Source organism: Exiguobacterium sp. s59, assembly GCF_018617475.1.
GTDB lineage: Bacteria > Bacillota > Bacilli > Exiguobacteriales > Exiguobacteriaceae > Exiguobacterium > Exiguobacterium aestuarii.
In genome coordinates, this window is the sequence record NZ_JACSKG010000003.1 from 1 (window position 1) to 21,094 (window position 21,094).

The 21,094-nt window shown below is 46.1% G+C and carries 18 protein-coding genes; 4 read left to right on the plus strand and 14 right to left on the minus strand.

Annotated features, from left to right (window positions below; translation table 11 throughout):
* The first annotated feature begins 156 nt into the window (after window positions 1-156).
* From KNO91_RS06015 to KNO91_RS06025, 3 genes are all read left to right on the plus strand, one after another.
* A complete protein-coding gene (locus tag KNO91_RS06015; RefSeq protein WP_214816990.1) occupies window positions 157-1,686 on the plus strand; it encodes a Ppx/GppA family phosphatase in 1,530 nt (509 codons plus the stop codon).
* A gap of 2 nt (window positions 1,687-1,688) precedes the next feature.
* Window positions 1,689-3,854, plus strand: coding sequence for an RNA degradosome polyphosphate kinase (locus KNO91_RS06020; RefSeq protein ID WP_214816993.1), 2,166 nt, complete (start codon window positions 1,689-1,691; stop codon window positions 3,852-3,854).
* Between the two features lie 93 nt (window positions 3,855-3,947).
* Entirely contained in the window at window positions 3,948-4,118 is a 171-nt protein-coding gene (locus tag KNO91_RS06025; RefSeq protein ID WP_012726630.1) for a DUF1427 family protein, read from the plus strand.
* Window positions 4,119-4,146: 28 nt separating this feature from the next.
* On the opposite strand, the gene KNO91_RS06030 is transcribed toward KNO91_RS06025, so the two are convergent.
* The 5 genes from KNO91_RS06030 to KNO91_RS06050 all read right to left on the minus strand — a co-directional run bounded on the left by KNO91_RS06030 (window position 4,147) and on the right by KNO91_RS06050 (window position 9,798).
* Window positions 4,147-4,716 carry a hypothetical protein gene (locus KNO91_RS06030; protein WP_214816995.1) on the minus strand — a complete coding sequence of 190 codons (570 nt, stop codon included), beginning with the start codon at window positions 4,714-4,716 and terminating at the stop codon, window positions 4,147-4,149.
* A gap of 3 nt (window positions 4,717-4,719) precedes the next feature.
* Complete coding sequence (locus tag KNO91_RS06035; protein WP_214817428.1) at window positions 4,720-5,622, minus strand: deoxyribonuclease IV; 903 nt, start codon at window positions 5,620-5,622, stop codon at window positions 4,720-4,722.
* 81 nt (window positions 5,623-5,703) lie between these two features.
* Window positions 5,704-7,047, minus strand: a complete 1,344-nt coding sequence (locus KNO91_RS06040; protein ID WP_214787439.1) for a DEAD/DEAH box helicase — start codon at window positions 7,045-7,047, stop codon at window positions 5,704-5,706.
* A 61-nt stretch (window positions 7,048-7,108) separates the two neighbouring features.
* The gene (locus KNO91_RS06045) at window positions 7,109-8,047 is read right to left on the minus strand and encodes a sugar ABC transporter substrate-binding protein (RefSeq protein ID WP_214816997.1); all 939 of its coding nucleotides are present in this window, start codon (window positions 8,045-8,047) and stop codon (window positions 7,109-7,111) included.
* On the minus strand, window positions 8,044-9,798 hold the full coding sequence (locus KNO91_RS06050; protein WP_251126579.1) for a sensor histidine kinase: 1,755 nt from the start codon (window positions 9,796-9,798) through the stop codon (window positions 8,044-8,046). The genes KNO91_RS06045 and KNO91_RS06050 overlap by 4 nt, the downstream gene beginning before the upstream one ends.
* A 129-nt stretch (window positions 9,799-9,927) precedes the next feature.
* On the opposite strand from KNO91_RS06050, the gene KNO91_RS06055 reads away from it, so the two are divergent.
* The gene (locus KNO91_RS06055) at window positions 9,928-10,881 is read left to right on the plus strand and encodes a 4-hydroxy-3-methylbut-2-enyl diphosphate reductase (protein WP_214795732.1); all 954 of its coding nucleotides are present in this window, start codon (window positions 9,928-9,930) and stop codon (window positions 10,879-10,881) included.
* A gap of 41 nt (window positions 10,882-10,922) precedes the next feature.
* Here KNO91_RS06055 and KNO91_RS06060 read toward each other — a convergent pair whose 3' ends face one another.
* The 9 genes from KNO91_RS06060 to glyQ all read right to left on the minus strand — a co-directional run bounded on the left by KNO91_RS06060 (window position 10,923) and on the right by glyQ (window position 20,808).
* The gene (locus KNO91_RS06060) at window positions 10,923-12,035 is read right to left on the minus strand and encodes a Nif3-like dinuclear metal center hexameric protein (RefSeq protein ID WP_214816999.1); all 1,113 of its coding nucleotides are present in this window, start codon (window positions 12,033-12,035) and stop codon (window positions 10,923-10,925) included.
* A complete protein-coding gene (locus KNO91_RS06065; RefSeq protein ID WP_214817001.1) occupies window positions 12,035-12,751 on the minus strand; it encodes a tRNA (adenine(22)-N(1))-methyltransferase in 717 nt (238 codons plus the stop codon). Before KNO91_RS06065 ends, KNO91_RS06060 begins: the two co-directional genes overlap by 1 nt.
* Before the next feature lie 96 nt (window positions 12,752-12,847).
* The gene (gene cccA / locus KNO91_RS06070) at window positions 12,848-13,186 is read right to left on the minus strand and encodes a cytochrome c550 (protein ID WP_012726639.1); all 339 of its coding nucleotides are present in this window, start codon (window positions 13,184-13,186) and stop codon (window positions 12,848-12,850) included.
* Between the two features lie 132 nt (window positions 13,187-13,318).
* A complete protein-coding gene (gene rpoD / locus KNO91_RS06075; RefSeq protein WP_012726640.1) occupies window positions 13,319-14,413 on the minus strand; it encodes an RNA polymerase sigma factor RpoD in 1,095 nt (364 codons plus the stop codon).
* Between the two features lie 35 nt (window positions 14,414-14,448).
* A complete protein-coding gene (gene dnaG / locus KNO91_RS06080; RefSeq protein ID WP_214795726.1) occupies window positions 14,449-16,260 on the minus strand; it encodes a DNA primase in 1,812 nt (603 codons plus the stop codon).
* 127 nt (window positions 16,261-16,387) lie between these two features.
* A complete protein-coding gene (locus KNO91_RS06085) occupies window positions 16,388-17,230 on the minus strand; it encodes a pyruvate, water dikinase regulatory protein (protein ID WP_214787425.1) in 843 nt (280 codons plus the stop codon).
* Window positions 17,217-17,846: a transcriptional regulator CcpN gene (gene ccpN, locus KNO91_RS06090; protein WP_012726643.1), complete on the minus strand. Its 630-nt coding sequence runs from the start codon at window positions 17,844-17,846 to the stop codon at window positions 17,217-17,219. Before ccpN ends, KNO91_RS06085 begins: the two co-directional genes overlap by 14 nt.
* A 21-nt stretch (window positions 17,847-17,867) precedes the next feature.
* A complete protein-coding gene (gene glyS, locus KNO91_RS06095) occupies window positions 17,868-19,922 on the minus strand; it encodes a glycine--tRNA ligase subunit beta (RefSeq protein WP_214817003.1) in 2,055 nt (684 codons plus the stop codon).
* The gene (glyQ, locus tag KNO91_RS06100; RefSeq protein WP_214789808.1) at window positions 19,915-20,808 is read right to left on the minus strand and encodes a glycine--tRNA ligase subunit alpha; all 894 of its coding nucleotides are present in this window, start codon (window positions 20,806-20,808) and stop codon (window positions 19,915-19,917) included. The genes glyS and glyQ overlap by 8 nt, the downstream gene beginning before the upstream one ends.
* Between the last annotated feature and the right edge of the window lie 286 nt (window positions 20,809-21,094).

Here is a 21,094-nt window from a genome sequence, read left to right on the forward strand (position 1 = left end):
TTTGGACCGGGCGATTCATTTCCCACCTACGCTGGGCTTCGCCCCGAGACGCTTAGAGGAGGGAGAATTCTCGCCTGATTTAGTTAAAATTCACGTAAATCATATGTTCGTCCAAAACCTTGTCGATTACACTAAGAATATGAAGGGGATGTTTTTATGGAAAAGAAACTTGCAGTCATTGACATTGGGTCCAACTCGATCCGGAATGTCATCTTTGAAGTCAATGAGGAAGGACAATATTTCGAGCGCTTAAACGTGAAAGAAGTTGCTCGTTTATCTAGTCATATAAGTGATTCGAATGAAATGACAGATGACGGAATCGCTGCTTTGATCGATACGCTACGTCATTTTAAAGAATTGAATGATTATCATACTGTTACCGATGTACTTCCTGTCGCGACAGCCGCCATCCGTAACGCGAACAATTCGGATGACATCTTACAGCAGGTGAAAAACGCCACTGGTATGACGATTCGCTTACTAAGTGATTATGAAGAAGCATTCTATGGGTACTCTGCGATTGTCAATTCGACGTATGTTGAAGATGGTTACTCCGTCGATATCGGTGGAGGATCAATGGAGGTCACCTATTTCCAGAACCGTGAACTCGTCTTTTATCATAGCTTCCCGTTTGGAGCCGTCACCTTGACGAAAGAGTTCATGAAAGACGATACAATGACGAAAGACGAACGTAAAGCTTTGACCTCATACTTAAAGAAAGCTTTTAAAGAAATCGAGTGGCTAGAACCACATGGTGTCCCACTTGTCGGCGTCGGAGGGACGGCCCGTAACTTAGTTCGTGTCGAACAGACCATGTCGAACTTTCCACTTGAAGGAATCCATCAGTATACAATCTCATCCGATCAACTCGAGGAAGTCATTGACGAACTTGTAAGCATGTCGAGCAAACAACTCGGACGACTCGATGGACTTTCAAAAGATCGCGTGGATATCATCTCCCCAGCTGTCACAGCGATTGGTGAACTTGCGAAATATTTGAAGGTGCCCGAATTCACGATGAGTAACAATGGACTTCGTGAAGGGTTGTTCTATGAGAACTATTTACACGAGCACGATAAAGTCCGGTTTGCAGATGTAAAAGAAGAAAGTTTTCGTCATTTTGAAAATCAATACGATGTAAATCCGACCCGCCATCAACATTTGATTCGATTGGCTCGTCAGCTATATACCGGACTCATCGAAGAGAAGGCCATCAAGCCGAAACCGTTCGAACCTGGTCTCCTTGAAGGTGCTTGCCGACTTGCCTATATTGGCGAATATATCGACCATAATAATAAGAGCGACCACACATTCCATTTGATCACGACGAATGACTTCAAAGGATTGAATAATGAAGACCGGCTCGCACTAGCGCTCGTCACGTCATTTAAATCAAAACGCGTGTTAGAACAACATATTGAGGCATTCCCTAAGTGGTTTGACCAAAAATTATTAAAGAGTCTTGAGCTGCTCGGTTCGATCGTCAAACTCGTCGATGCCCTCGATTTGACAGAGCGACAAATCGTCTCCGATGTTCATGTGTCTAGCTCGAAGGATGGTCTCACAATCTCGCTTGATACGAACGGGTCTGCTCGATTTGAGTTACAGCGCAGCACACGACACAAAAAACATTTAGAGCGCGCCATTGATCAATCGATTGAAATCGTCATGAACGAGGAGGAGTAAGCATGTCCGAATATACGTATGAACATTTTAATAATCGTGAACTTAGCTGGCTCGACTTCAACGAGCGTGTCCTCGAGGAAGCGATGGATGAGCGAAACCCTTTGATGGAACGACTGAAGTTTCTAGCAATCTTCAGTTCCAACCTCGATGAGTTTTACATGGTTCGTGTCGGAGGACTAAAAGATGAGGTGCTCGCAGGGTTTAACCGTCCGGAAGACAAGACAGGACTCACTCCGAAGCAACAGATTAAAGCCATCTCGATGCGTGCTCAAGAACTTGTTGAGACACAATACGCGACTTACAAGAAAATCACGAAGCAGTTATCGAGTCAAAACGTACGATTTTTACGTCCAAAACATTTGAATAAGGCGCAACAAGAATTCGTCAAAGAATATTTTCGGACACACGTCTTCCCGGTTTTAACGCCGATTGCGGTCGATGCCTATCGTCCCTTCCCGATGCTATTATCAAAATCATTGAATATTGCCGTTGAAATCGCTTCGAATGACGAAGGAAAGAAACGACTCGCCCTCGTTCAAGTTCCCTCTGTCCTTCCTCGTTATCTTGAACTACCTACCGATGACGAGGAGCACACCGATTTGATTTTGCTCGAAGATATCATTATTCAATTTATCGATTCCCTATTTAAAGGGTTTGTCGTCGAATCGACGATGCCGTTCCGAATCACCCGAAATGCTGATATGCCTTTTCATGAGGAGGGCAGTCGTGATGTCTTGAAGCAAATCGAAAAAGAACTGAAAAAACGACGCTATGGGGTCGCCATCCGACTCGAAGTGCAACAGCGTTCGTTACGAAAAGAGCTGTTATTCATGCTTCAGGACGTTCTTGATTTGCATGACCGTGACATTTTTATTGTCGATGGTCCGATTGACCTGACCTTCCTGTTTAGCATATATAGTCAAATCGGGATGGAATATGACGACATGATCAATGAGACGTTGATTCCGTTCATCCCGGAAGGTCTCGAATCCGGAAAAGATTTATTCCAAAGCATCGCAAAACAAGACTATTTGCTTCATCATCCTTATCACTCGTTCGATCCGATTGTACGCTTCATCGTCCAAGCCGCGAAAGATCCAAACGTATTGGCGATTAAACAGACGCTTTACCGAGTTTCTGGAGACTCTCCGATTATCAAGGCATTGACCGATGCGGCCGAAAGCGGCAAACAGGTCACCGTCCTCGTTGAGCTGAAAGCACGATTTGACGAAGAAAAAAATATTCAATGGGCTAAACAACTTGAAAAAGCAGGTGCCCACGTCATATACGGTTACAAAGAACTAAAAACTCATTCGAAGATCACACTCGTCGTTCGCATCTTAGAAGGTGGCGTCTTGCAGCGGTTCATTCATCTTGGTACGGGCAACTATAATGACTCTACGGCTAAACTGTATACAGATATCGGGCTCCTGACTACAAATGAGGAGCTTGCCGAGGATGCCACAAACTTTTTCAACTGGCTATCCGGTTATGGAGAACGACCTTCCTGGCACCAATTCGAGACATCTCCTGACGATATGAAAGACTTCTTCCTCAACAAAATCGAAGAGGAAATCAAACTACACGATAAATATGGGAACGGTAGAATTGTTGCGAAGATGAACTCGATTACAGATCGGGCCATCATCACAAAATTGTATGACGCTTCGTCCGCAGGTGTGAAAATCGACTTGATCATCCGAGGAATCTGTTGCTTACGACCGGGTATCAAAGGTGTTTCTGAAAATATTCGGGTCATCTCGATTATCGATCGGTATCTCGAACATTCCCGCATCTTTTATTTCTATCAAAATGGCAAAGAAGACTTATATTGTTCTTCTGCAGACTGGATGACGCGTAACATGAAGAAGCGAATCGAGATTCTCTTCCCAATCCTCAATGCATCACATAAAACGTACATCAAAGATATGATGGCACTGCAACTTGTCGATAACGTGAAGGCAAGGAGACAGCGTTCCGACGGTCGTTATGTATACGTGAAACGGGAGAACAATGAAGAAGAGATTCAATCTCAAATCATCATTCATCAATATACGGGAGGACGCTGGAACAACATTCCTAGCGTATTCGAACGTGAACCTTCAAATTGGGCTGAGCGCGAAGTTTTACGACTCCGAGCCGAAAATGAGAAAATGACAGATGACTGATGTTAGACTTCTCAAAAAGAGAAAGTCATTGTATAATAAATGCGGTTCAGTCATTATAAAGCGCTTTCATTAGAAGATACGGAGGAATAATACATGCAAGAGATTCTATTATCATTACTCGCCGGCCTAATTTGTGGTGCCATCTTCACTGCACTCAAGTTGCCACTACCGGCCCCACCGGTATTACCAGGTGTCGTCGGAATCTTCGGGGTTTTCCTCGGGATGAAAGTATATCAATTTGCCGTGGCGAACTGGCCATTCTAAAAAAACGATGCCTCTCGGCATCGTTTTTTTAGTCTAACGTATGAATCGCTTTATGACAGGTTGGACAAACCCAAATCCCGTGGTCATCTTGCAGATGATACTCCATCAGTTTCGAAGCATCGTTTCCATATCGTTCGAAAAGATTGATCTCACAAACCGAGCATGTTGTCACCGGAGCGTACGGGGCCACGAGCTTTTCCCGAAACAAATGCGCCTCATACGTCTCTTTTGTCCATTTCGATGCGGGCACGTGATTCCCGTCTACCCATTTCTGATGAATCGACTCGTACGGTTCATCTGCCTCATACATACCTACTTTTAAAAGAGGATGGTGAAAATGAAGTTGGATTAAGTCGACTAAGCTATACGTCGCCAACCCTTCCTCCTCAACGCCGAGCCAATAGGGATCGTCAGGTTGCTCAATCATCTCCTCTAACAATACTTCTGCCTCTGCCACGATCCCATGTCCCATCACTTCGATGAATGCGGTCGGTGTCGTCACCGTCCCTTTCACATAGACTGGACTTTGTTCTAAGAAATAAGTCGGGAATGCACTCCAGACATCATATCGATTCGGGTCAATCTGCAGGATCGTCATCGCTTATTGATATGAAAGCGTGAAGCGTTCACGCCACTCTGCATCAAATTGATTCGCACGGAACATTTCGATTTCTTGTTTGTATGGTGCCACTTTCGTTTTTTCATTCACAGGAATATATGGCGTCTCTAAAATTTTAGGAAGATGCGCAAACGCCTCATGGTGAATGATTCGATTTAGCGTATCGAATCCAATTTCTCCGTACCCGATATTTTCATGTCGGTCTTTTCTCGCACCACGTACATTTTTCGAATCATTCACATGAATGACACCTAGACGATCGAGTCCGACGATCCGATCAAATTCTTCGATGACACCGTCCAAATCACCGACCAAGTCATATCCTGCGTCATGTACGTGACACGTATCGAAACAGACAGAGAGTCGGTCATTGTGTGTCACACCGTCAATGATTATCGCAAGTTCTTCAAACGTCTTTCCGAGTTCGCTCCCTTTCCCAGCCATCGTCTCAAGGGCAATCTTAACTTGTTCATCACCCGTCAACACTTCATTGAGTCCTTCAATGATGCGAGCGAGACCAATCTCTTCCCCTGCACCGACATGTGCGCCTGGATGAAGGACAACATGACGCGCCACTTGGAGCGCCTCAGCACGCTTCAATTCTTGTGTCAAAAAGGAAACGGCTAATTCGAACGTTTCAGGCTTTGTCGTATTTCCGAGGTTAATGATATAAGGTGCATGAACAACAATCTCTTCGATGTCATGAGCAGCCATATGGGTAAGTGCGGTCTCGATATTCAAGTCCTCAATTGGCTTTCGACGCGTGTTTTGAGGCGCTCCCGTGTATACCATCATCGTGTTCGCTCCATATGAAACGGCCTCTTCGCTACCTGCAAGTAGCATCTTCTTACCTGATACCGAAACGTGTGAACCTATTTTTAACATCATCATCTTCCCTTCATAAGCTTCTGTCTTTAGTTTACACAAAAAGAAGAACCGACTCCAAGAAGTCGATTCTTCAAACGATTAACGCTTGTTTTTCTTACGAGCGGCACGACGATCCGAGCGTTGCTGTTGCATATGCTCGCGTGAAGCCGTCTCTTTTAACTTATACTTAAATTTCTTCTTATAGCCAGGTTTCACTTTTTTCTTCGCCTTCTTGATTTCTCCGGCCATACGACTATGTGCCGTATGCGAGACTTTCATCTTCCGGTCTGTCTGGCGACGACGACGTGTTTTGATTGGTTGAATCGAACCGTTCCGAACATCGACGTGTGTGAATTCAAAGCCACGCTCTTCGAGTCGGTTAATTGGTCCATTCTCATGGTCCTCATATAACGTGTAAGCTTCACCTGACGCACCTGCACGACCGGTACGACCGACACGGTGCGTGTAGAAGTCAAGGTCTTTCGGGATCCCGTGGTTGATGACATGAGAAACTCCTGAAATGTCGATCCCACGAGCTGCCAAGTCCGTCGCGATGACGTATTGATACTTCGCGTCGTTAATATCTTTGATTGCCTGTTTACGGCGACGTGCTTGCATGTCACCGTGTAACGTACCGACATTCAGACCTGCTTCACGGAATGATGTCTCCAATTCATCCGCTTCTTGTTTCGTATTCGTAAATACGAGACAAACGAATGGGTTGATGGCTTTCGCAATTTCGACGGTCAATTCCTTGCGGTCACGGTGACGTACCGGAATGACATGGTGTTTGATTTTTGGTGCGACACGATGCTCAACACTAGCTTCTGCAAAACGTGGATCGTGCAAGTATTTCTTCAAGAACGGCTCGAGTTTCTCAGGAATTGTCGCTGAGAAGACCATCGTTTGAAGTTTTTCCGGGAGTGATTGCGCAATGCGGTCAACTTCCGGCAAGAATCCCATATCGAGCATTTGGTCGGCTTCATCGACAACGAAATGCGTCACTTTATGTGGGAACAACGCTTGTGCTTTCATCAAGTCAAGGATTCGTCCCGGTGTTCCGATGATGAGTTGTGGTGGATTTTTCATCTTATCGATTTGACGTTCGCGGTCTGTTCCTCCGACAATCAAACTTGATTTGATATAATCCGGATTCTTAATGAGGATTGATTTTAATTCTTCGTGAATCTGCCATGCAAGTTCACGTGTCGGTGCGACAACGATGGCTTGGACAGATGCTTCTTCTGGGTTGATTGCTTCTACAATCGGTAATAGGAACGCGAGTGTTTTCCCTGTTCCAGTTTGTGATTTCCCAATAATATCTCGACCATTTTGTGCAGCCGGAATAATCCGTGCTTGTATATCGGTCGGTTTCGTGATGCGTTTTTCTGTTAACGCATCGACTATAAACGGTAGCAATTTGAACTGTTGGAAGCTGTTCAATCGATACACCTCCTGTTTCTTTCCACTTTTCCTAGCATAGCGGAATCAAATCATTTGTCAATCAATCTTTTGCCACACCTTCATATAAATAACTCGATGAATAATAGTGCTTGGCAATTTTCTTTCCATTTAAATGTTGTTCGAGCGCTTTGAAGCCCACTTCCATCATCTCGTTCGGTGACTGCACGATAGTCGCGTTGACTTTCCCATTCTGAATCAGTGGATAAATATCAGAAATGCCATCCACCGATACGATTGTCTTGTCTGTTAAGTCATGACTTTCTAAAGCACGAACGACACCGAACGTATTATCGTCATTGTGCGAAAAGACGGCGTCAAACGGGATGTCTTCTTCTAACCAACGTGACATCTCAATCTCTGCCTGAAACGTATCATAGTTTCCGGTGATGGAGGCGATAATTTGGAATTGATCAGCATTCGCTTTTTCGAACTCTCGAATTCCAAGACTCCGATCCATCGTAGATCGAACTTTCGGTGTTCCCCTGACTTCTACTACACGAATCGGTCGATCGAGGTCACTATATTTCGCGGCAATTTGTTCCGCTGCCATCCGACCGATATCGACATTGTCAGAGACAACCGAAGTCAACACACTCGGATGATCAATCATCCGGTCAATCGCAATGATCGGGATGTTTTCTCGCTTCGCACGTTCTAACGACGGTTGGATGAACGTGTCATCGAGAGTCGTCAAGAAGATGGCCTCGACGCCCCGATCAATCAAAGAGTCCAATTTTTCTTTTTCTAACACGCGAGAGTCTTCACTCGTCGTTGGAATCGGGATAAATCCCTTTTGGTTGGCCGTATGAACAAATGAATCCAACAACTTGTTCGCGTGCTCATGTTTATCGCTGACAAACACGAACCCGACCTCTTTTTCATCTGTCTTTTGCTCCGGTAATTGAATGGATGTGATCAGAAGGATTATCATGGCCCAAACGATTGGTAACCAAATCCAATAATGTTTGAGTTTTTTCATGATGGATCTCTCCTTGGAATTTTAATCAACATCGCCGTCCCTTTGTTGACGACGCTATCGACCTCCATCGATCCGTTTACACTCTTCAAATACTCTTTGATCATATAGATCCCTAGACCGTTGCCGTTATCTTTCGTCGTATTGAATGCAGATCCAATCGTCTTGAGTTGTTCTTCTGTCATCCCGATTCCGTTATCTTCAATCAAGAACCGATATTCCTGCTCCGTAAAGAGGACGGTCACGACAACACTTCCCTCTGCGCCCTTCGACTCGACTGCCTCGACCGCATTTTTGAACAGGTTATAGATGATTTGAACGAGCATATCAAAAGAAGCATAGAATGGAGGCATATCATTCGGAACGAGTAATTCCCATTTGGTCGCTCGCTTATAGCATTCGGCGTCCATTAAGAATTCGAGTCGTTTCGCAAAGTCTAACATATCAATCCATTCTTCGTCTTTTCCTGCCTGATCCGGCTTGGCGAGCGTCAGCATCGTCGAGATTAAATCGTTTGCCCGCTCCAACTCTTTAATGGCGACATCCACCATGTCTTTATTGCTTTGCCCTTCTCGCGCCATCTGTAAAGTGATGTGCACCGGTGTGAGGGGATTTCGAATCTCATGGGCAATCCCTGCCGCCAATTGACCGAGTGATGCTAGTTTCTCCTGATGCAAGATCAACTGTTGCTGGCTCAACTGCTCACGCCTTGATGTTTCCATTCGCTGTGCATAGTCGTTATACGTATCGAGTAACGTCTCTACTTCTTTTGAACCGGTTCGCTCTAGGGAGATGGTTCCGAGTGATTGTTGCTTCTTAATATGATTGACAAGTTCCACGAGCGGATTGGTCAATGTTCGTGAGAGCAACAATCCGACAAGGATGCTCAAGAAGAAAGTGACAAGTGCAATCATCAAGTATTGCCAGCGAGTATCGTAGACCGTCTCATACACGGAATCGTTCTGATGTTTCGCAAGCATGCTCCACCCACTGACTCGGGCATCTGGCTCATACATTAACGTATCTTCTTCCGTGCTTAAAATCGTACGTGTACTCCGCCCTAACACATCGTCAATGACTTCACGTGACACTCGGCGTTCTGCATCTGTGACCAAATTGAACGAAGTCGTCAACACTTCTCCTTGTTCGTCCAACAAATAAAGAATCATGTCATCATTCGCGGATTCGAGCGATCGACGGTATAAGTCAGAGTTGAGCACACTGATACTTCCACCAAAAATACCGACCGGTCGGTTATCTTCAATGACAGGAACGTATAAGAACGTCCCCATGTCGCCGCTAATCATGATCGGGTCACTCATATATAGCTCTTTCCCACTCGCCGTCAACACTTCTTTAAACTTTGGATCACGTTTAATGACAGATGAAGAGACTTGACGCTCTGAATACCATTTAAACGAGTTCTTATTGACGTCATAATAGAAAATCGAAGTAAAACTTGTCCGTTGATTCAAATAGCCTGTTCGAATCCGTTCCTCAATCCACGGCTCGTTTCCGACGTAAGCTCCTAGGTAAACCAAATCTTCATACAGTTTTCCAAGTCGGGACTCGACATTTTCAATGCTATCGTCAATCGCGTAGTCAAACTGCTCTTTTGCGAGCTCTTCTGCACGAGACACCGTGACGCGATCAGCAGAAAAGGCAAGTGACGAGATGACAAGTGCTAGAATAATGATGATGATGAAAGTGATTTGGAAAAAATATGATTTTCTAAGTTCACGCAACTGTTTCATTCGATTCACGATGTCCCTCCTTTCTAACCTAAAAATTATAGCATGAATACACGCAAATCTTTTCGTATTTTCGAAACAATGTTAGACTAATACGTATGAAAGCACTTCGAAAGGAGCCTTCGTCTTCATATGAAAGTTAAAAAAATTAGTCCACGCGGATATTGCTATGGTGTCGTTGATGCCATGAAACTCGCAAATGAGGCGGTTGCAAATCCCGATTTGCCACGCCCGATTCATATACTTGGAATGATCGTTCATAACCGTCACGTCACACAGGCGTTCGAAGATCTCGGTGTCAAAACGGTTGACGGGGAGGACCGGATGCAGGCGCTTGAAACCATCGATCGCGGAACGGTCGTTTTCACAGCGCATGGGATTTCCCCACTCGTCCGCAAACGTGCCATTGAAAAAGGATTGACGATTGTCGATGCCTCTTGTCCTGACGTACTCGTCACACACGACTTGATTCGTGAAAAGACGGCAGAAGGATATGATGTCATCTATATTGGAAAACACGGGCATCCAGAACCAGAGGGTGCGATCGGTGTCGCACCCGACCATGTTCATTTAATTCAATATGAACATGAAATCGATCAGTTACCGAGTCGTTTATTCGACCGGAAAATTCTTGTGACAAACCAGACGACGATGAGTCAATGGGACGTCTCCACACTGATCGAGACAATCCAAGCCCGCTATCCGCACGTTGAAGTGCATAACGAAATTTGTAATGCGACTCAAGTCCGCCAAGAAGCCGTCGCCGAACAAGCGGGTGACTGTGAATTGTTGATCGTCGTCGGAGATCCAAAATCAAATAACTCGAATCGCTTGGCACAAGTCTCAAAAGAGATTGCCGGCACAAATGCATATCGTATCGGCGATTTGAGCGAGCTTGATTTGAACTGGCTAGAGGGCGTTGAGACCGTCGCTGTGACATCTGGTGCCTCTACACCGACACCAATCACGAAGAAGGTCATCGACTTCTTGTCACAGTACGACCCAGACGATTTGAGCACACATGATAAAACACCATATCTCGAACTTCGCAGTATCTTACCGAAAGTAAAAGCATTGCGTAAGTGAAGGAATCCCCCATTCTCTCAGAGGATGGGGGATTTATCGTTTTATTTAAATTGGAACGGGTTCGTGTTCGCTTCGGAAATGATCAAATCGACATCGATTTTCGCTTTCTGAAACTTCTCTGCGAGCACATCGACAACGCCTTGCTTCATCACGCTCTCAACGTGATGGCCCGGGTCTACGACCGCGAGTCCTAACGCCATCGCATCATGAGCTACATGGAAGTATAAATCACCTGTCACGTAGGCATCTGCACCTTTGAAGTGCGCAGCGGAAACATATTTGTTTCCGTCCCCTCCAAGGACGGCCACTTTTTCAATCAAGCGCTTCGAATCTCCGACGAAACGCACACCCTCCACGCCAAAGCTCGTCTTCACATGTTCGGCAAACTCTTCAAGTGTCAAAGCCTGTCCAAGTTTACCAATGCGTCCTAGACCGTAGACATGCCCTTCAATCTCATCTCGAATCAAGTCGTAAGCCACTTCTTCGTACGGGTGAGCATCTTTCATCGCTCTTAAGACTCGTTTCTTCTGACTTTCGCGAACGACCGTCTCAATCCTCACCTCGTTCACTTGTTCCGTCTCATTTGGTGTGCCTATGAACGGTGTCGTCCCTTCGAGCGGCGTGAACTGCCCCGTACCAGCCACACGGAACTGACAATCCGCATAGTCTCCAATATGTCCGGCACCTGCTTTGCCTAATGCACGGGAAACGTCTTCTGCGTGTGTTTCCGGAACGAATACGGTTAGTTTATAAACCGGTTCCTCATACTTCGGCACGAGTACTTTCGTATCGTGTAATCCGATTGCCTCGCTCATCCAATCGTTCACACCGCCCACACAGACATCTAAATTCGTGTGTGCTACATAGACCGCAATGTCATGCTGAATACATTTCATCGTGATTTTCCCTGCCGTGGAGCGATCGTTGACTTGAGATAACGGGCTAAAGATAGGCGGATGATGTGCAATGATCAAGTCCACTTCTTTCTCGATTGCTTCGTCTACGACCGATTCAAGCACATCGAGCGTCACCATGACCCGTTTGACCTCTTTGTTCAGCGATCCGATTTGCAAGCCGATTTTATCACCTTCGACAGCTAAGTGTTTTGGCGCAAACTCTTCAAACAACTGAATCACTTGATTGCCGTTCGCCATTACTGACTCACCTCTCTCATTTTGTCACGCATCCGTTTGAATTCGACCTGTTTTTGAACTAACGCCTCTGATTGAATGCCATCTGCCATTTGACCGAGTACGTATTCGAGCTTATCCGCTTCACGACTCCATTTCAGTTTGAACGGTTCAGGGCGTTCCTGAATCAAATATGGGCCGAACAACAGTTGCCAAGTCCGCTCATTTAGAACGTCACTGTAAATCGTCTCAGTCCCTTTTTCGCCGACGAGAATCTCATATACCTTATCATTTTCTTCGACAATCGCTTCTTCGACGAGAACGTAACCATTCTCAAGCAACCAGCTCCGAACGTGTTGTCCATCGACATTCGGTTGAAGAATAAGACGCTCGACTGCACCGAGCTTCTCTTTTCCAGACTCCAGAATCGAACGAATCAAACTGCCTCCCATCCCACAAATCGAGATACAAGTCGCTTCGTCTTCTTGAAGCACGGCGAGACCATCGCCTAGTCGCACATCGATGACTTCTCGTGCTCCAATCAAATCTACTTGCGCTTTTGCGGCCTCCATTGGACCGACATTTACTTCACCTGCAATCCCCTTTGAAATGATTCCTTGTTGAAGGGCATAACATGGTACATATGCGTGATCTGATCCGATATCGGCGAGCACACTTCCTTTAGGAATATAATCGACAACCTGCTTCAAGCGGCGGTCTAAGATGACACGTTCTTGCATGTAAGACAACTCCTTTGTTCTACTTCTTCCTTAGCGTATCGAATTCTCTAGACTTCGACAACAAAAAACGCACCCCGTTACGGAGTGCGCCATCTCTTATTGTTCAATCAACCAGTTTGCAAGCACTTCTGCTTCTTCAGCTGAAGCAAGACCTGCAGGCATCGCACCTTGTCCGTTGACAATGATGTTTGCGATTTCTTCTGGTGAAAGACGATCGCCAACACCAGTAAGTGCTGGACCAACGCCACCTTCAAGGTTTCCGCCGTGGCAACCTGTGCAACCCTTCGCTGCATATAACTCTTCTGGGTTCATTTCAGTGACTGCTGGACCTTCAGCCGCTTGTTGCGCCTGATTCACACCAAAATACGATAATGATACCATGGCAATAATTGCGACGATTGCGATTGCCGCAAACGGTAACAATGGATTACGCATTGTAGTTCCCCCTCATGTTCATTCCAAATTTCTATCCAACACTATTTTACTCAAAAAATAATAAAGAAGGAAGGAAAATCACTCATTTTCCTTCCTTTCTTCTAAAACTTCACACTTTATTCAAATATGAAATCAATCGAGGAAGTCTTTCAAGCGTTTGGAACGACTCGGGTGACGTAATTTACGAAGCGCTTTCGCTTCGATTTGACGAATCCGCTCACGCGTGACGCCGAACACTTTACCGACTTCTTCAAGTGTACGAGTACGACCATCGTCTAAACCGAAACGAAGACGAAGAACGTTTTCTTCACGGTCCGTCAACGTATCGAGAACGTCTTCTAACTGTTCTTTCAACAACTCATAAGCTGCCGCATCTTGTGGCGCCATCGCATCTTGGTCTTCAATGAAGTCACCGAGATGTGAATCGTCTTCTTCCCCAATCGGTGTCTCGAGCGATACCGGTTCTTGCGCGATTTTTAGAATCTCACGTACTTTTTCAGGTGTGAGTTCCATCTCTTTCGCAATTTCTTCTGGAGACGGTTCGCGACCGAGATCTTGGAGCAATTGACGTTGGACACGAATCAATTTGTTGATTGTTTCAACCATGTGGACAGGGATCCGGATGGTACGGGCTTGGTCAGCAATCGCGCGTGTGATTGCTTGACGAATCCACCATGTCGCATAAGTCGAGAATTTGAACCCTTTCATATAGTCGAATTTCTCGACCGCTTTGATGAGGCCCATGTTCCCTTCTTGAATCAAATCAAGGAAGAGCATTCCACGACCGACGTAACGTTTCGCAATCGAAACGACGAGACGTAAGTTCGCTTCTGCAAGACGTTTTTTCGCCTCTTCGTCTCCTTGCTCGATTCGTTTCGCAAGCTCCGTCTCATCTTTTGCACTGAGAAGGTCGACACGTCCGATTTCTTTTAGATACATTCGAACCGGGTCGTTAATTTTAATGCCAGGTGGTACCGATAAGTCGTTTAAGTCGACTTCTTCATCTTCTTTTTTCGCAGGTGTTTCCTCTGCGTCAGCTGCGTCCTCTGTGACACGAATATCTTTTGCTTCTAAATCTTCGATGAAGTTATCAATGAAATCCGAGTCCACCTCAAAATGACTGAGGCGATCTTGAATCGCTTGCATTGAGACGACGCCTTTTTTCTTCCCTAACTTTTCGAGCTCTTCTATGGCGTTAAATAAATCCTCTTTCTTCTTCTCTGCCATCTAGCAGTTCAACTCCTTCCAAACTTCATCCACGTTCATCGTTCTCGTAGACGACGACTACGGGCAATCAATTCTTGTAGCTTGGACGCCTGGTCAACAATACTTTCGGCGTCTTGTGCGATTTCCCTTTTTGCACGCTCGATTTGACGTTGCTCCTCATAACTGTTTATGACCCGAATATATTCGTCTAAAACATCTTCAGACAGTTCATCCGGTCCAGCCATCAGTCGAATCTCCGCAAAGCGCATCGCATAATCGGGACGCTGGTCGCAGTAACGCTCCATAAATGGCGGCGTTACTTGGTCAAACTCGTCTTGTGTCATCGTCTCTGAGACGATTTCATACAATGCCGATCCTAACATACGATGTATTTCATCTTGATAACGAAGCCCTAGACGGTCACGCACGAATCGAACTTGTTCCGGTCCAGTCAACATGGCACGCAACAAATATTTCTCTGCTTTCATCCAGCGCGGTTCACCTGTTTTACTCGAACGCTTTCGTACGGGTTCAGCAGGTTCCATCGTACGGACTGGTGTTGATTCGCTTGACGTCGGACGAGGGATTCTCGAACGAAGGGTCTCAAGCGGAATCTCAAATTCATCCGACAATTTTTTCACGTATAAATCTCTTCGAATCGAATCATTCGTCTTACCGATCTCTTCAAGCATAGATTCAATAAAACGAATCCGTTCTCCTTCTCGATTCAAGTTTTTTCCTCGTCTGAGCATACGATTCATGAAATCAAGAACACTCAACTGCTCAGTCTCGACAAACTGTTGCCAGTGCGTTGCCCCATGTTGACGAATATAATCATCTGGGTCCGTCTTCTCCGGTAATGGCAAAATTTGTACATCAAGAGGTGATGACTCTAATAAGCGAATGACTTTTTGAGTCGCCTCTTGTCCTGCATGGTCTCCGTCATAACAGATGATGACTTCTTCCACGATGCGAGACAATGCTCTTGCATGTTGTGGAGAGAACGCGGTACCAAGTGATGCCACGACTTCTTGTATACCCGCTTGTGCGACTTGTAAGACATCTACGTTACCTTCTACGAGGAAGACTCGCTTTTTCTTTCGCATCGTTGCACGGGCTTGTGAGAAGCCAAATAGCAATTCGCTCTTGTTGAATAACGGTGTTTCCGCCGTATTCACGTATTTTGGTTGTCGGTCATCAATCGCACGTCCGCTGAAGCCAACAATGGTGCCGTCTCGATCCGCAATCGGAAAGACGACCCGACCTTCAAATCGGTCAAAATATTCACCGGATTTTGACTTTGAAATCAAACCTGCCTCAACCATCACTTCTAAATCAAACCCACGCCGCTCCAACAACTCGACAGTAAAGCGCCGTTGGTCTGGGGCAAATCCAATCCGATATTGCGCAATCGTCTCTTCCGTTAAATCACGATTTCGCAAATACGTTAATCCCACTTCGCCAGCTTCTGTCTTCATCAAGACTTCATGGTACAAGTCAGCGACAAGTCGGTGCGCATCCCGCATCTGTTTGCGCCATACTTGTTCACGCGTTAGTTCTTCGTCCCCTTGTATGCCGTCTACTGAAATGTTCGCACGCGTTGCTAAGCGTTCGACTGTCTCAGGAAAAGACAACCCTTCGGTCTCCATCACGAACGTAAACACGTTCCCTCCGGCTCCGCAGCCGAAGCAGTGATACATCCCTTTTTCAGGTGAAACGGAAAAAGACGGTGAATTTTCGGAATGGAAAGGACATAACCCGACAAGTCGATGTCCTTGTTTCTTTAATTCGACACGCTCGCCAATCAATTCTACGATATCGGTCGCTTGCTTCACTTCTGCGATGACTTCATCTGGTATCCGTGGCATCTTGACCACTCCCTGTTTCCAATCTCGCAACGAAACGGAACGCTGATCACGTTCCGTTTCACTGTACTGTCAATACTCTATTATACCCTCTCAAAGCAACGATTACTAATTGAAACACTTATTCAAATTAGTCGTCTTTGGATTGCTCGAGATGACGCAAAATAATACCCGCCGTCTCTTCGACCGCCTTATTCGTCACGTCGATGACTTCACAACCGATTCGCTCATAAATGCCACGAGCATATTCAAGCTCTCGATTGATTCGTTCGAGTTGAGCATAGTCCGCTTCTGGCTTCAAACCGAGTGACTTGAGTCGCTCCATCCGAATCGAAATCAACTTCTCTGGTGAGATGATCAATCCGACACATCGCTCTGCCGGCAAATCAAACAACTCCTCAGGCGGTCGTGATTCTGGAACGAGTGGAACGTTGGCAACCTTGTATCGTTTTAATGCTAAATATTGGGATAATGGCGTCTTAGACGTTCGCGAGACACCGACAAGTACGATGTCGGCTTTTTTAAGCCCACGCGGGTCCCGACCGTCATCATACTTGACCGCAAATTCCATGGCCTCGATTTTGCGGAAGTAATCATCATCTAATCGATAGATGAGTCCCGGTTTTTCACGCGGGGCCTCTTTCAATTGTCCCGATAACACATCAAGTAAATCACCGAGCAGGTCGACCGTCTTGACTTGGTGTTCTTCCCCGAGTCTCATGAGAAGAGCCCGATGCTCTTCGTTGACGAGCGTGAATGCAATGAGCGCCTGTTGCGCTTTCGCTTGTGTGACAACATCGATAATCGTCTGCTCATCCTCAACGAATGGGATGCGGAGCGTTTCGATTGCATTCTCATGGAATTGGATACTCGCTGCACGGACGACAAGTTCACACGTCTCCCCGACCGAATCACTTACAACAAATACGAGTTGTTTCGTAGTCAAATCGGTTTCCTCCTCAAATCGACTCATCGTTCGCTAACGCAATGAGCACCTTTGTCATGTTGGTCTTCGTCATCCGACCGAGAACAATTAGTTTCCCGTCCTTCTCTTCAACGACCGGCATGGCATCGATTTGCTTTTCAATCAATTTCATGCCCGCACGGATTAATGTCTCGGTTTTCTCGCATACTGTGATGTTCGGCATACGTGTCATGATGACATTGACAGGTAATTGATCCAAGTCTTGGTTCCCGATTGCAGCACGGAGTAAGTCTTTACGAGACAATACTCCCACTAGTTCCCGGTCACGTCCGACAACGAACAGTGAGCCCACATCTTCTAAAAATAACGTGACAATCGCATCATATACCGTCATCTCATCTCGTACGACTTTTGCAGAGGACATGAAGTCCCCTACAGTCAACGAGTCTAACTTTTCACGGAGCATCGACGAATTCCGTTTGCCAACGAACGTGTAGCCGACGCGAGGTCTAGCTTCAAGTATTCCTGTCATCGTCAAAATTGCAAGGTCTGGACGCAAGGTCGCACGAGTGAGCGATAATTCCTGGGCGATTTGTTCCCCTGTAATCGGTCCATTCTCTTTTACAATCTCGACGATTTTTTGTTGGCGTTCATTCAGTTGCATAGCCAACCCCCTCTAGTTTGTTCAGAGTACGAGCGCGTTGAAGTCTGCGACACTCTTAATCGTCGTAGCAAGTCGGTTCATTTCGTGGAGTCGGTTTTGGCGTACCGCCTCGTCATCACTCATGACCATCGTATGTTCAAAATACTGCATAATTGGTGATTCGAGTGTTTGAAGAAGTTGAAGCGCTTTGTTATAGTCTCCCGCTTGAACGGCCTTCGTCGCTTCAGGAGCTGTCTGTTCAATCGCTTCATGTAACGCAACCTCTTGGTCATTTTCAAACAATGAAGGATCAACGTCTCCCTGCTCACCTTTTTTCGAGATATTGACGACGCGTGAGAGTTGTTCAATCAACGATTTAGCGTCCGTAGAGACGAACTGTTGAATCGCCTGTGCACGAGCATCGAGACGGTCGACCGTAAGCGTTGTCGTCAACACTGCATCGATCACATCATAACGTACCTGCTGTTCTTGCAGGCGATATTTCAAGCGAAGTTTAAAGAACTCGACGAGCTGTGCCTTGACTTGTTCTTTATCGGCTTCATAGAGTCCTGCTTCCAGTTGTAATTCGACAACTTTCGAGAGAAGTTTGTCGATTGAGAGATTAATCTTCCAATCGCCAAGGATTTGGACGACGCCTTGAGCTTGACGACGAAGTGCGAACGGGTCCTGTGAACCGCTCGGAATCATTCCGATGCCAAAGAACGCAGCAATCGAATCGAGTTTGTCTGCGAGAGCAAGCACCGCACCTGTCGCTGTCTCAGGAGATGCATCTCCTGCGAAACGTGGCATATAGTGCTCACGAATCGCAGCAGCCACTTCTTTGTCCTCCCCTTGTTGAAGCGCGTACTTCTCTCCCATGATTCCTTGGAGTTCAGTAAACTCGTAAACCATCTGGCTGACGAGGTCAAACTTGTGGATTGCACCAGCACGATTCACTTTTTCAAGATCCGCATCAAAGAGTGGTGCAAGGGTTTGTGCGATTTCTGTCACGCGACGTGCTTTCGCTCCAGTCGTTCCCAATTTTTCATGGAAGACGATTCGGTCGAGACGAGCAAGCTGGTCATCGATTTTCGTCTTCTTATCCTCTTCATAGAAGAAGACGGCATCCGCAAGACGCGCACGAATGACTTTTTCGTTTCCGCGTGCGACGTTTTCAAGATGATCGGCATTTCCGTTTCGAACGGTGACGAAATAATTTTTCAACGTTCCATCGACATATACCGGGAAATAACGTTGGTGCTCTTTCATCGTCGTGATGAGTACTTCTTCTGGTAAGTCAAGATACGTCTCATCGAACTCACCAAAGAGGGCAGTCGGCCATTCGACTAAGTTTGTGACTTCTTCTAACAAGTCAGCATCAAGTGGGATCGTCCATCCTTGGTTTGTCGCAAGCGCTTGGATTTGACGTTCAATTTCTGCTTTACGCGCTTCGTAACTTGCCATGACAAAAGCAGCATCTAGCGCTTCCACATATTCAGCTGGTGAATGGACGACGACGTCTCCTTTACTGAGGAAGCGATGTCCTCTCGTCACGTTCCCTGTCTTCACGCCTTCAATCGTAAAGTCGATGACATCCTGACCGAAGAGGGCAATCAACCAACGAATCGGACGCATGTAGCGTAAACTGCTCGTTCCCCACTTCATGTTTTTCGGGAACGTCAAGCTTCGAACAACGTCTTCAAGACCACTTAACAAAGAACCTGTTGCCTGTCCCTTTTCATGACGCTCCGCGAAGACATACTCGACTCCCTTTTCTTCCGCAAAGTATAGGTCTTCCACTGACAATCCACGACCACGGGCAAATCCTTCTGCCGCTTTCGACCAGTTCCCTTCTGCGTCTTGAGCAATCTTCTTCGCAGGTCCGCGAAGTGTTTCCGTCAAATCTTGTTGTGTTTCCGCCACATCATGAACGATTACAGCTAAACGACGAGGTGTCGAATATACTTCGATTGATCCAAACTCAACTCGCGCTTCTTTCAAGAACGAGGCGATTCGTTCTCCTAACTGTTTTTCTGAACGCAAGACGTATTGAGCCGGAAGCTCTTCCAATCCAATCTCTAGTAAAAGGTCACGCATTCAAGTCACCTGCTTTCTCTTGTTTCAAAAGTGGGAAACCGAGACGCTCCCGTTCTTCAATAAATTTAGAAGCACATGCACGTGACATATTACGGACGCGTTGAATAAATCCAGTCCGCTCTGTCACAGAAATCGCGCCTTTTGCGTCTAACAAGTTGAACGTATGTGAACATTTCAAAATGTAGTCGTACGCAGGGAAGACAAGATTCTCTTCAAGAGCACGTTTTGCTTCCTTCTCATATGTGTCAAATAGCGTAAAGAGCATATCGACATCTGATAATTCGAACGTATATTTTGAGTGTTCGAACTCAGGCTGATAGAAGATATCTCCATACTTGAATCCGTCTGTCCAAACGAGGTCGAAAACGCTCTCGACTTCTTGAATGTACGAAGCGAGACGTTCGAGACCGTATGTGATTTCAACAGCAATCGGATCACACTCGATGCCACCGACTTGTTGGAAATACGTGAATTGCGTGATTTCCATCCCGTTTAACCATACTTCCCAACCGAGACCGGCTGCTCCGAATGTCGGATTCTCCCAGTTATCCTCAACGAAGCGGATATCATGTTCGAGCGGGTTAATTCCGATCAACTCGAGACTTTCTAAGTACAACTCTTGGATGTTGCTCGGAGAAGGCTTCATGATGACTTGGAACTGATGATGTTGATACAGGCGGTTCGGGTTCTCCCCGTAACGTCCGTCAGCCGGGCGGCGCGACGGTTCTGTGTAACAGACATTCCAAGGTTCTGGTCCTAGCGTTCTTAATGTAGTCATTGGGTTTAACGTACCTGCCCCTTTTTCCACATCATACGCTTGCATCGTCAAACAACCTTTCGATGCCCAAAAGTTTTGTAGCGTGAGAATGATTTCTTGCATAGTCATATGCTTCATAGATGACACCTCCAATAGTATTGAAACGACAAAAAACGCCCCTATGTGCCTAGCACATAGGGACGGGATTGATTCCCGCGGTTCCACCCTACTTGCCCCAATCATTGGGACCACTCTTAACAAGATGTGGGCGCTCTGGAATCGCCATTCACTCTTCTCATGACGCTCGGCTCACACCACCCCGAACTCGCTTCATTCATGACATGAAGAGTTACTTATTTCCTTCATCGCGCACGCTATTTCATTGTCTAATCGTAACTCATCGTATCGAATTCAC